This window comes from Candidatus Abawacabacteria bacterium, from assembly GCA_016207805.1.
GTDB lineage: Bacteria > Patescibacteriota > Gracilibacteria > RBG-16-42-10 > RBG-16-42-10 > JACQZO01.
In genome coordinates this window covers 1-12,296 of the sequence record JACQZO010000020.1, presented here as the reverse complement: position 1 = coordinate 12,296, position 12,296 = coordinate 1, and the positions used below count along the sequence as shown (strand labels likewise).

General features: G+C 39.6%; 10 protein-coding genes. 7 read left to right on the top strand and 3 right to left on the bottom strand.

Annotation, left to right across the window (positions count from 1 at the left end):
* Nucleotides 1-197 precede the first annotated feature (197 nt).
* A complete protein-coding gene (locus HY817_04025) occupies nt 198-2,333 on the bottom strand; it encodes a right-handed parallel beta-helix repeat-containing protein (protein MBI4836400.1) in 2,136 nt (711 codons plus the stop codon).
* 332 nt (nt 2,334-2,665) lie between these two features.
* Between HY817_04025 and HY817_04020 the strand changes: the two genes are divergently transcribed.
* Both HY817_04020 and HY817_04015 read left to right on the top strand, forming a co-directional pair.
* Nucleotides 2,666-4,912, top strand: a complete 2,247-nt coding sequence (locus HY817_04020; protein MBI4836399.1) for a DUF87 domain-containing protein — start codon at nt 2,666-2,668, stop codon at nt 4,910-4,912.
* A 203-nt stretch (nt 4,913-5,115) separates the two neighbouring features.
* The gene (locus HY817_04015; protein ID MBI4836398.1) at nt 5,116-5,790 is read left to right on the top strand and encodes a hypothetical protein; all 675 of its coding nucleotides are present in this window, start codon (nt 5,116-5,118) and stop codon (nt 5,788-5,790) included.
* Here HY817_04015 and HY817_04010 read toward each other — a convergent pair.
* Nucleotides 5,774-7,312, bottom strand: a complete 1,539-nt coding sequence (locus HY817_04010) for a hypothetical protein (GenBank protein MBI4836397.1) — start codon at nt 7,310-7,312, stop codon at nt 5,774-5,776. The genes HY817_04015 and HY817_04010 overlap by 17 nt on opposite strands.
* A gap of 168 nt (nt 7,313-7,480) precedes the next feature.
* Here HY817_04010 and HY817_04005 point away from each other — a divergent pair, with 168 nt between their 5' ends.
* From HY817_04005 to HY817_03985, 5 genes are all read left to right on the top strand, one after another.
* Nucleotides 7,481-7,993: a PH domain-containing protein gene (locus HY817_04005; protein ID MBI4836396.1), complete on the top strand. Its 513-nt coding sequence runs from the start codon at nt 7,481-7,483 to the stop codon at nt 7,991-7,993.
* A gap of 15 nt (nt 7,994-8,008) precedes the next feature.
* Complete coding sequence (locus HY817_04000; GenBank protein MBI4836395.1) at nt 8,009-8,605, top strand: PH domain-containing protein; 597 nt, start codon at nt 8,009-8,011, stop codon at nt 8,603-8,605.
* A 55-nt stretch (nt 8,606-8,660) separates the two neighbouring features.
* Complete coding sequence (locus HY817_03995; protein MBI4836394.1) at nt 8,661-9,365, top strand: hypothetical protein; 705 nt, start codon at nt 8,661-8,663, stop codon at nt 9,363-9,365.
* A 57-nt stretch (nt 9,366-9,422) separates the two neighbouring features.
* A complete protein-coding gene (locus tag HY817_03990; GenBank protein ID MBI4836393.1) occupies nt 9,423-10,316 on the top strand; it encodes a hypothetical protein in 894 nt (297 codons plus the stop codon).
* Between the two features lie 68 nt (nt 10,317-10,384).
* A complete protein-coding gene (locus HY817_03985) occupies nt 10,385-10,837 on the top strand; it encodes a hypothetical protein (GenBank protein MBI4836392.1) in 453 nt (150 codons plus the stop codon).
* Nucleotides 10,838-10,857: 20 nt separating this feature from the next.
* Here HY817_03985 and HY817_03980 read toward each other — a convergent pair whose 3' ends face one another.
* Nucleotides 10,858-11,973: a M23 family metallopeptidase gene (locus tag HY817_03980; GenBank protein ID MBI4836391.1), complete on the bottom strand. Its 1,116-nt coding sequence runs from the start codon at nt 11,971-11,973 to the stop codon at nt 10,858-10,860.
* Nucleotides 11,974-12,296 lie beyond the last annotated feature (323 nt).

The following is a 12,296-nucleotide window of genomic DNA, read 5'->3' as shown; positions in this document are numbered from 1 at the left end:
CCACTGAAAGAACTTTTACTACATAGTTTATAGGTTAAATTATGGTTCAAATTAGCAACCATAGGGCGACAATTCTACCAGTGGAGTTGATGTCGTACCATGTTCTAGAGCAATGTCTTTTTGACAGACGGATCGTTTAATGGGCACTATATCCAGTGGTATAGTGCCCATTAAACATTCTGAATATTTACTGTGCTTTAGAAAATGTCGCTGATGGCGTAGTTGTCGCTTTCGTCACTTTCACTTACCTTGTTGGTGTCGTCGATTACGGCAATTAGGTAAGGAGTATCGTGATAATTCCGTCTTGCGCTGTAGCTGAAGGCAATAGCTCTGCCAGTACCAGATCTTAAAGCTTTGAGCGTAATGTCTTTGATTTTGATATCACTGGTATCAAAAGTGTTATTAGTAGAAAGATATACACTGATGTGAGCATTGGGGCTATTTCTCTCACCATCATTGTGGATGTGTAAACTGGTTCTCATAGTACAAGTTTGTATATTGCGACGTGTGGTGCAGGTAGTGTTGATACCATTCCAATAGCCTTCAAGATCACTAGCTATACCAGTAGCTGGTGTTGGCGGTGTAGTGGGTCTGACAGTGCTGGTTGGTGCTGGTGTGGTAGTAGGGCGTACGGTGACTATAGTTGTTGGTGTGGGCGTTGGTATTGGTGTACTAGTAGGTACTGTTGTCGGTGCACTGGTTGGTACCGCTGTCGGTGTATTAGTGGGTACTATTGTTGGTGAAGACGTGCTAGCTGTAGTGCTGGTACCAGTAATTGCGCCAGCTACATTTCTTGTCCGTGTAGTGTTGAAGTAATCTTTATTTACGGTATTAGTCAAAGTACCTGTAGGTACATTGTTGCTAGCGTCATTCCAGCTAAATGAAGGCATGGCAAAAGCAGGAACTGAAAATACATTACTTGAGTTAGGTAAACTAAAATCCATCCCGGCAGCATTGGTAAATTGAGGTTCAACAGTATTGATAGCATTATCTCTCAAAACTTGGGCTGGATTACAAGTGGGATTGCTATTCGCACATCCCTGATCGTCACCGATACCTAGTTCAACCGCGTTGGGTCCATTCCAAATGATATTACCTTTGATGTGCAAATTATAATCTGTGATGGCAGTTGCTGGTCCACGAAAGCCAGGCACTGTATTAGTTCGTGGTGCATAGATAGCAAATTGAGTCCAGCGACTGCGATAAGGAATTGGATTGTAAACAATATTATTGTAAATGTAGATATTCCTATTTCCTACAAATACATCCTCATTGGTTGTGCTTCCCCAGCCGCCAGCATTGAGAATCGGTGTGCAGGCAGCAACATCATTCCCATCACAGGTGTGTAAACCAAATACTACTTCAATGACATGATCACGCGAGCCTACCCGATACATAGTGTTGTTGGCTAATAAAATATTATAGCCACCATTTACTCCTAAACCGGCACCTTCAATGTCATGAATGATGTTGTTATAGATTTTTACGTCATAGGCTTCGTATTGTACCCAAGGTGTTACCATGAACTGGATACCTGCTCCCTGACCAGCGGTAACGCCACCGGTACCACAATTGAAGAATTCATTACCCTCAATAATCCAATAAGCGGCACCACCTTTGACATAAGCACACCAGTCATTAGCATCATGTACTTTGTTTCCGACCATATGACCATATTGTACCCCTACTACATCAATAGCATTATCCCAAGCACCAGAAATATTACTATCTTCAATGTAAACGTATTGTGATTGATTGATTTTGATAGTTTCTTGGGCTGCCCGTCCATTGCTACGCAAGGTAACATTTCTCACTAAGACATGATCGCTTTTTTCAAAATGAATCACATCGTGACCAGCAGTGAACTTGAGGCCGACAATGTAAAAGTATCTAACATTGTAGATATTGAGATTGCCATTGATTTGGACATTGCCTTCAGCTTGTAATAGTACGGGAGCCTGAGCTGTTCCCCAACGGTTTTCCATATAATTGGGTAGGAAAGAGCGGCCACCAATTTGATCATTATTGTAAGTACCAGCTGCGAAGCGTACTCGGTAGCCAGTGGTTAAAGTTTGATTAGCAGGAATCATTTCCCAAGCGCGACTAAAAGTGCGCACGGGAGATGTTTGCGATCCATTGTTACTATCATTACCATTCGTGCTCACCCAAATGTCAGTCATTGTTGGTGAGCCGATATTGTAGCGTGCCGTACTCCCTGCTGCTTTAGCTGTATATTCCTGAGAAGTATTGAACAGTAATGATGGAATTAAGGCCCCGACGGCAAGCAAAAAGGCAGTAGCGAGAACGGCAATATGTGTTTTTTTTGAGGTCATAAATAGTAGTGGCGTTAGGTGAACTGTGCTCATGAAAGTTGCGACGTACTTTACATATTTGTTTTTTTTATTGCTGTGCTTATTATATGGCTATTGACTTTTGTTGTAAATGTTTTACTTATATCTTTGTAGACTCAATGGCTAGAGTTTAGTTGAAGCTGCTTAATTTAGCGGGTTTTGTAAACTCTTTACAACAGGGTTAAATGGTGCTGGAGCTATAGATCTTCCGGGGAAAAATAGTTATACTGTTATAGATAAGCATATTTCTTGAGTTCATTCTTGAGACTGTAGTCTATGTTTTCTCAGCATCACTAAAAACTTCTCTTTATTTCATGACAGCGGCGGCTAATAAACACATTGCGCTCCTTGTCCGAGTGCCTCAAGGGGATGCTCAACTAAAAAAAGAGAAAAAGTTTGAAGAGCTTTTGATTTCTTTGAAGAAGTCTTTGCGTAGAGACCAAGTGTCTTTGGAAATTGTGGCTTATAGGCAACATATTTACTTTTATGTTTATATTCCTGCTCATATTGTAGAGCTGGTAGAGGGACAGATCTATTCATTATATCCTGATTGTGAAATTGTCCGAACCAATGATTATGTCTATGATGGGTTGTTACAATCATTAGCTTTGGCTGGTACGGAGCTAAGAGAAAGTCGCTCAGATATTTATTCTTTTAAAACCTTTCCTTTATTTGAAGGAGACTCATTGGCATCCTTGTTTTCTGTACTGACCAAAGGGGAAAAACAAGATCAGGCTTGGGTACAAATGGTGATTACACCTATTGCTGACACTTCTTGGTTCAACTTCGGCCGCCTGTGGAAAATTCGCTTGCGTAGGATCAAAAGTATATTTCGCATCAAGAATTGGTTCAAAAATAGTGATGTAGCGAAAATAGAGAATGAATCTATTCAGAAAAAGATAAGCAAAGATTATTTTTCTCTTAGTTTACGTTTGGCCTATTTAAGTGATAACCAAGCCAAAGCAGAGCAGCGTTTGCGTGCTTTGATTGAGGCTTTTTCGCCATTTAATACCGATGATCTGAATAGTTTTAAATCAACTACAATTTCTCGAGGCAGAGCTTTTTTGCAGAAATATAAGTCACGTTCACGACTGCCTAGTTTCCAGGTAAATACTGAAGAGCTTGCTTCTCTGTATCATTTTCCTAATGCCGATATGATCCCTCATATTGTGCATGTCTTAGCGCGAAGGGCTCAGCCACCACTTGATTTACCTGTGAAGGGCACTGATAAAGATGAGAATATTAGTTTGTTCGGGACTACCAATTTTCACAATCAAAATAATGTTTTTGGGATTAAGCGTACTGATAGACAAAGGCATTTATATATTATTGGTAAAAGCGGTGTTGGTAAAAGTAAGCTATTAGAATTGCTGATCAATCAGGATGTATTAAATGGCAAAGGGGTTGCTGTGATGGATCCCCATGGAGATTTGATTGATAATGTGATGCGTAAAATTCCTGAGAGTCGACTGAAAGATGTAATTTACTTTGATCCAGCAGATACTGATTTTCCCATTGCCTTCAATCCTCTAGAACAAGTGGAACCGCAATACAAAATGCGTGTCACTATTGGTTTCATCGAAATCTTTAAAAAACTTTTCGGTAGCAACTGGACACCACGTCTCGAGCATGTCTTGCGCTATACAACACTAGCTCTATTGGATTCACCGAATACCACGGTACTGAGTATTGTAAAAATGCTTACTGACAAGAACTATCGCCAGAAAATTGTTGCTCGTATTGAGGACTCGGTAGTAAAAAACTTCTGGGTAAATGAATTTGCCGGTTGGAGTGAAAAGTTCGACAATGAAGCGATTATGCCAGTGTTAAATAAAGTAGGGCAATTTATTTCCACGGCATTGATTCGTAATATGGTGGGACAGCCTGAGAATAAACTTAATTTGCGTACTATTATGGATGGCCAGAAGATCTTACTGGTCAAATTGTCTCGTGGTTTATTGGGTGATGAAAACAGTAATTTGCTTGGCGCCATGTTGATTACCAAAATTCAGCAAGCAGCGATGAGCCGTGCTGATATTTTGGAAACTGAACGTAAAGACTTTTATTTGTATGTAGATGAATTTCAAAATTTCGCTACTGACACTTTTGAACAAATCTTATCTGAAGCGCGTAAGTATCGTCTTACAGTTACTTTGGCTCATCAATTTATGGCCCAGTTGTCACCTGCTTTGCGGGCAACGGTATTTGGCAATGTCGGTTCGGTAATCAACTTCCGCGTGGGTGCTGATGATGCCGTGATCCTAGAAAAAGAGTACACACCAGTATTCAAGGTCAGAGATATTATCAATCTTGGAGTGCAAGAGTTTTATATCAAGATGTCTATTGATGGTGAGACCCGCGACGCCTTTTCCGGTAAGACATTAAGTATCCAATATCCCGATAAAGACTTCCGCCAACTGATCATCGATAATTCCCGAAAAGTATACGGCAAACCAAGAAAAGAAGTAGAAGAAGAGCTGGCAAAGTGGAGTCAGGTAGGTAGTGAAGCTGCACCTAAAGAAGAGATTGAGGAAGAAGAGTTTGCGAAACCTCTAGTTTAATTCTGAATGCTGAGTTCTGAATGCGGAATTGTAGTAGGAAGCGCCGCCTTTTTTGAGGGCTTTTTCAAAAAAAATCACACATCAGCTCTAATCAACAACTTTCATCTTACTGTCCATTCTGAATTCAGCTTTCAGAACTCAGCATTCTTTCTGGTTGACTTTCTTCGTTATTATGGCTAATAATGCCTGCTCTTATTTTATATATGTTGAAAGCTTCACAAAGAGCGAATCTAAATGCTGCAGAAAAAGAACCTGAAAGTGAGATCGATGGTAGTGCTGATGCTGTAGTGATGGGAAAACGGACAGAGCTGTTGCGCCATGATGTTGTTGCTGAGTCTGCTCATGTGGCAGCTGGTGTTGTTGCTGTTTGCGAACAAATTGTACATGTTTGTCCTGGTGAGAATGACCCAATGCCAGCTTGTTTACTGCGCAGATTAGCTAGTAATGTATCTGTTATAGAGTTGGGGCAGTGCACCCAATCTGGAGTAATGTCATTTACTAGTAGTAAAGATTTAGATGGTATTGTTTTTGTTCAGTTAATAACTACGAAGGAGGATATTAAAGATATAGGTCGTTGTTCACTCTTTTTTCTGGTAGGTGGCAAACAAATAGAGTTCACTGTTACTTTTGACCGTGGGAATGCTAGTTTCTTTTTTATTATGAATGGCATCAAAAGTGAAAGTACTATTTTTCACATATGTGCGGATGCTACTGATCCTAAGCGACTAAAAACAGTACTTGCTCATTTTACTACTATGATTGTGCCGCTCTTACAAGAACTGGGATTGGAGCTCACCTTAGGTTGGCCCATGTTAGTTAAACGTCGAATATTGGCAGAAATACTCAGACCTTCTCAATCAACTACTGCAGAGACTTAAGTAATTTTTGACTTCGGTTGAGATGTCTGGTCTCAAAGCTTAGTCTCGGAATAGGAATGGTGTGTTTACGATAAAATTCTAATTCTTTGCGTTGTAAACGATATGCTCTTTCTGATATTTCATCAGTTAGAATTGCTTGGCAAATACTGTCATCAACTGCCTGAATATTATCAGGGATATGATACGGGTTATCTATATGTGGAGCTGGCTTCGGTTCTGCCCAATGTACTGATAATCTTTTTCCTTCGCCTTCGGTGATGGGAAAGTACTCTTGAGCAATAGTATCCGTATAGGGAAAGTCTGACATCCACATGGGGAAAAATTGTCCCCATTCGCCAGTGGATTTCATATGGGCGATTATTCGGGGGAGCAATTCTTCATATTCTTCTTTTGAATACTGTTTATTCAATATGCAATAAGTGCCTCGACGAGGGAAGCCGATACAACCAAACATCTTTTCACCAGCGAAGACATACCCGCAATATTGGCAATCCACTAGCTTGGAGCCCATATAACAGAATTGGCTATTATACGAGTTGAGACCAATAGCCACCGAGCGATAAAGTAATTCACCTTCAATAGCTGTGGTTACACTAATGCAATTTTTGCATTTTTGCCCGGCAAAGAAGTGCTCTAATTCTTGACCGGATTTCACAAAACAAGCATGGTGACAATCTTTAGAGTTTTCAATATAAGCACCATCACAATCTTCACAATTAATAATTGACTGATACTGATAAGAGGAGTCAGTAATTAATTGAGTAAATTTAATTTGCGCTGGTATCAAATCACTTGCTTTGCCTGTAAGGAGCTTATTTAGTTCAATTTCATAATCTTGTTGGCTATATTGCTGATTCCAAATGCAGTATTGCTTATGCTCTAAACCAACACAGCCAAAGCAATTACTACAATTGCGACAGGCATACAGAAATGCCGAATCGCGACAATTAAATGAATGTTCTGCCCAGCGTACCTGGTAGCAGTCATGACAATTGGTACATTGATAACAAAGTTCACAATTCATTGAGTAGAGACAATCAACACAATCACGGCAAGAATAAATCTTGGCGCTATACATACAATCTTCATCACCTAAACAGCCAAAAGTGTAATAGCAGTTTTTAACATTCATGCATAAATTTACATAAGGACTATTTTCGGCATTAGCCCCAATTTTTGCTTCACGTGGAACTACTTGAGAAAGTTCCCAAAATTGCTGAAAAAAGGGTTTGGTAAAATCATAAGGACGACCATATTGCAGAGGATCATTGATATCGCTGAGCCACACTTCTCGTTCATATACAGGAAATGATGTGTTTGGTTTGTAAATGCTAATAATATCTTGACCAGTTTTGTCACATTTTCTCGAATAGAGAACAATTTCATTGCGGAAAGCAAACATCTCACGAAAACGTTCTAAAGGAGATATGGTGGGTAGTGGAATATCTCTAGCGTCACAATAGCTTTTTTCCTGTGCACTAACTATAAATGGGATATTGCTACGAGTACATATTTGGTTCATGGCAAGCAACTTTATTGCTTTTAGATTAATACAAATAGGCTTAAATGAAAATTATTGATGGTTCTTCCATGATATTTCTGTATATAAGGAATTAGTTGGCTAATTATTCCTGTTAATTGCTAAATGCATTTTATCGGGTTAATATGAAGACATATTTACCAGGACCATATGTTGAGACCAGTACAGCGCTTGTCTCCCCGCGGTATAGCCTTTAGTCCTGTAGCTATCCGCAAGTCTCCTCTGGTAGTCATTTGTCGCGCTGCAGTTATTGTTGGTTTGTTTTGGCTAGTACTTAGCCTATGTTACTTTGCTTTATTTTCTATTGGTATTGTCCGTAACTGGTCCAATGGTATTGTGGCCTTTTTATTTCTACTCTCCATTTTTGCTGGGCTATGGTATTTCTGGCTAGAATGGTACAACAAGTGTTTTTTTATTCAGCAGGATGAGCTGATTTATCATGCTGGAGTTTTTAATCATACTGAACTCAACTTTTCTCTTGGTCGTATTCAATCAATATCTTTGTCCCAAGGTTTATTGGGGAGAATATTTGGCTTTGGGACTCTGCGGGTATTTTTCCATTTAGGTGAAGAAGTTTATTTGCGTGATATTCCGGATGTGAAGTCGATACTGCAATGTCTTGAAGATTTGGCCATTAAGTCGAGAAGCTCTATTAGCAAATAAGTAACCAATTACTTTATGTTTATAGCAGAGCCTATTCCTTCCACACCATTGCCAGAAGAGGTTCCCACTGATGTTCAAGTAGAACAGTCCAAAAAGAAGGAAGCAGATTTTAAGCCGATTGTTATTCGTAAATCATTAGTAGTAATGGTAGTGAAAGCTGTTTTATTCAGTATTATTGCTTTTGCCATTGTTACTATTGGTTACTTGTGTTTATTGTGGACCGATTTATTGTCGGCCAGGGCATTGTTAATTTTGATTGTTATTTTACTCTGTCTGGAATTCGCTATTTTTGTCTACTTAGGCATCGAGTGGTACACTAAATACTATATTCTGAGAAAAGACACTTTGGGCTATATCTCCGGGCTGCTCTTTCATAAAGAACGAGACTTTTCTTTGGCAAATGTTGCTTCAGTAACTTTGCATGAAGGAATTTTGGGCCAAATCTTTGGCTACGGTAGTGTAAAAGTCTTATGTCCGGATATTGCTGGTGGGGAAGAAGTATACTTGTCAGATATACCTAAGCCCAAAAGTGTGGTTCGGGCGATTGAAGAGATCGCGATCAAAAATGAAGTAAGTGAACAGCAGGTGCGGAAAGCAATCCATAAGTTATAGATGCTTGTTTCGATCAAAAATGATGCTTACAATGACCATGACTAATTAAATCCATATGAATTTTTCTCTCAATGAAGTATGGAGTGTTACTCTACCTACAGCCCAAGTCTTATTGCCTCGTTGGCTAGATCGTTGGAGTAGCTTTGTCCGTGCTGAGGGCGAGGCGATTAAAGAATTAAAAGCTTTGGATAGTGATGTCAGGACTTCTGAAGTGAGAACGATGGAAAGCCGGGTAACTGATGATTTGCCTGCGGTCTCTTCTTCTGATCTGGTAGAAAATGGTCTGTTGGTTGATAGTAATGATCCTTTTAAGCGCTATATTGAACAACGTTCCATAGAATGGACTAGAGCTGCTGTGGATGTGACAGTACCTGCTAATAAAGATAAATATAGTACTTGGTTCCGAGATATTCTTAATGATAAGAAAAAAACAGGTCATCTTGGTACCTACTTTTTTGATTTGAGCTCCTTGGAGCTTAATGCTGAAAATATTAGCCCACAAACTTTTACTATGCGATTGCAAACAGTGGTCACTGCTAAGCTAGAGACCATTGCCGATCGTTCTATTCAGGATATTGATCAAGATTCTGTCGGCTTAAAGGATGCAATAAATGATATTAAAAGTGCTTATATAGCACGTCTTAAAGGTCCCTTGGTGGCTGATGTCGATAGTGCTTATAAGTCTCGAGCAGAAGATTTTGAACGTACTGCTCTGGAGCGAGTTTTTCGTGATTTAGTAGGGGTTTTGGGTAAACCATAAAGGCCATTAATTTTTATGATAATCTATTAATATTAGACCGTATTTTTGTTGTATCTCATGTCACCAAAGTACTTTTTCTTTTTTGCTCGTCATATTGAGGTATCCGTTATTAATGATATTCACAGACTTTTTTTTGATCAGGTAGGCGATAGAATTGAATGTGAATTTTATCAATGCCAAGAAAAAGTAGATATGGAGGTATTGATCAAGCAAAAAATAGCTGCTGGTTACAATCATTTTATTGCTTGTGGAGGAGATGGTACATTCTCTTTGCTGGCTACACCTCTTTTACACAGTGACTGTCGAGTAGGTATTATACCCTTGGGATCAGCCAATGTGCTCGCTCATGAATTAGATTTGCCGCTCACGTATCCTGAGGCCCTTCAAGTGGTTTTAGCTGAGGAAAATATCTTGAGAATTGATAGTTTTAAAAGTACTCAAGGAGTATTTTTTACGACTATTGATGTCGGGTTGAATTCTATTGCAATCAAGCAAACTTCGCGTCGTCTCAAAAAGCTTTTGGGTGTATGGGCTTATTGGTGGCAAGGAATTAAAACTTTATTTCGTCTCCATCCTTATCAATTTACTCTTGATACGGGCATGAAAAGCTATTTGGTTCCCGCTACAAATATCGTGGTTGCCAATACAGGTGCCGTGTTGAATAAAAAACTACGGATGAGCACAAAAGTGTCAATTGTTGACGGTACATTTAGTATTTTTATCCTTAAGTCAAAAAGTATTTGGGACATGCTCCATGTGTTAGGCAGTAGAATTTTTCATTATCCTGCCAATAAGCATGTGCTGGAGTCTTTGCATGATCTCACCCAAGTGCAGATAAGTTGTGACTGTGTACTGCCAGTGCAGGGTGATGGTGATATTATTGGTAATTTACCTATTAGCATCAAGATAATTCCTCAAGCTATTCAGGTTATTGTGGGAAAGAAAAATTAAACAAATCACTTGAGTTGTTTGCTCACTTAGTCCGAGAATTGTATTCTCTTCATGTCCTTTTTTATCGTATGCCTCAAAGATACTCACTAAAAAACTCGCCCAGTTTCGATCTTACTAATTTCCACTTAGTGACTACTGATATCACTGAGGTCTTAGCGCGCGGGGTTTTATTTTGTGAGTCTAATGAAGTGTTTTCTTTTGATCATATTTACGCGCTAATCGTTCCTCGTAGCAGAGTATTGCGTGTGGATAAGCAAGAGTCAGAACGTGTGATGACAATAGCTTGTGCGCTTATAGATGCAGGCTTTGTTGGTAAGCTGGTTTGGAAGATCGTGCTTACACCTTTTGCCTTACAAGAATTACAGGCTATGCAAAAGCAAGGAGTTCATGAGCTTGCTGCAGATTATCTAAGCTATTTCAGAGAGGCTCAACAGGTTGTGTTATTTCCTTGTGCCAGCGGTAATTATTACAATGGCTCCAATCAAACAGGCTTGTCACCAGATATCATATTTGGTTTTTAACGGTTTGATCTTAGTTCGTTTCAAGGAATAATCTGCATGCTAGCTAATAATTCTTGATAGATACTGTCACTCAATGTCGGACTTTTGGCTACAACATAGTATCGTGTTTGGCCATCTTTATCGCGGAAATCGGTCACAATATGCTTTTGATTCCGCCAAGTTGGTTGCTCAGGAAAGTTATTAACGCCAGCTTTCTTTTCAATTTCATACTGCTTAGCCAGGTAGTTATTTTTGCCGACGGTCAGATCTTTTGTTTGTAGTACATTTACTGTAGTCAAAGTAAGGAATCTAGCCGCATCAAAGAAACGAATGAAGATTTGAGATCTTTCTCGAGCAGAGCCAGCACCGTGCATCGTGTAAAGATTCAATGCTTTCAGAGATGGAATGTATTCAACTTCCCATTCAGCTGGGATGGTAAAGTTTAATTTAAAATCATTACCACCAATTTCTTTCTGAGGATCAAAGGTGCGACTAGGATGATTGATCGCTACCTCGTATTGAGTAAAGAAGTCTTGTGGGTTAAGCCACTTTTCTAATCCTGCCACCGTCTGTTCATAGCCATTAATTCTTTCTTCTTCGCCAGCGTAAAGGCCAAAATGTAAATGTTTTCTTTCGCCATCAGTTTCTTCATTATTGCCTTTACCGAGCTCAGCAATTTTTTGACCTGAACGAACTGGGTCACCAGCTTTTAGCTGAGTAGAGCTGAGAGCGATATGGCCATAGATAGCATGCACTTTGCTGGCATTTAAATGATGCAAAATACGTATCACACCGCCATAGCCTGCCACATTGCCGATAAATTCTACAGTACCATCAGCAATAGCTACTACCGGTATCGGTGCTTCTGTATCAGTAAATTCAATATCATCGGCAGCATGATAACCAGTGAAGCGATCTTGGATGTATTCGCCAAAGCTTTTCAAGGTTTTTCTCTCACCATATTGTTGGATGGGAAGAGTGAGAAAATTCTGAATTCTGTCCTTCGGCGAGCTCAGGATGACAGCTGAATGCTGAATTGGGGAAGAGAGCGTTGGGGAGGTGGTGGGGGAGAGTGAGGGGGGATTTGAGACTAGGGGGGAATTGTTTGTGCACGAGGTAATGAATAATAACCCTGTGAGCAGGAGAAGCTTTTTCATTTCAAAGAGTTAAGTCAAAAGCTATTTTAGCATTGATGACGTAAGAACTCTAACAGAGTGGAGGAAAGCTAGAAGCTAAAATCTAGAATTTGCATTGGGGCTCAAAAGAACAAGGCAAGGTAAAGACGATGGCTAGCAACAAACGGATGACAAATTAGCTTAACCACTTGCTTTTTACTCACTTGTCATATACAGGAAGAGCCAAGAAGAAATGACATCTTGTTGGTGAGAAAGTAAGATTGGGGAAGGAGAGGAGAAGCTTGTTGTCATAGGACAAAGATCCTCTCGGTATGCATACAACCTTCTCCTTCTCCAATCATCTT

Bases quoted from the DNA above. Each gene is read 5' to 3' on its own strand.
- HY817_03980 (MBI4836391.1), bottom strand. From the start codon at position 11,973: ATGAAAAAGCTTCTCCTGCTCACAGGGTTATTATTCATTACCTCGTGC.
- HY817_04010 (MBI4836397.1), bottom strand. From the start codon at position 7,312: ATGAACCAAATATGTACTCGTAGCAATATCCCATTTATAGTTAGTGCA.
- HY817_04000 (MBI4836395.1), top strand. From the start codon at position 8,009: ATGTTTATAGCAGAGCCTATTCCTTCCACACCATTGCCAGAAGAGGTT.
- HY817_04015 (MBI4836398.1), top strand. From the start codon at position 5,116: ATGTTGAAAGCTTCACAAAGAGCGAATCTAAATGCTGCAGAAAAAGAA.
- HY817_03985 (MBI4836392.1), top strand. From the start codon at position 10,385: ATGCCTCAAAGATACTCACTAAAAAACTCGCCCAGTTTCGATCTTACT.
- HY817_04025 (MBI4836400.1), bottom strand. From the start codon at position 2,333: ATGACCTCAAAAAAAACACATATTGCCGTTCTCGCTACTGCCTTTTTG.
- HY817_03990 (MBI4836393.1), top strand. From the start codon at position 9,423: ATGTCACCAAAGTACTTTTTCTTTTTTGCTCGTCATATTGAGGTATCC.
- HY817_03995 (MBI4836394.1), top strand. From the start codon at position 8,661: ATGAATTTTTCTCTCAATGAAGTATGGAGTGTTACTCTACCTACAGCC.
- HY817_04020 (MBI4836399.1), top strand. From the start codon at position 2,666: ATGACAGCGGCGGCTAATAAACACATTGCGCTCCTTGTCCGAGTGCCT.
- HY817_04005 (MBI4836396.1), top strand. From the start codon at position 7,481: ATGTTGAGACCAGTACAGCGCTTGTCTCCCCGCGGTATAGCCTTTAGT.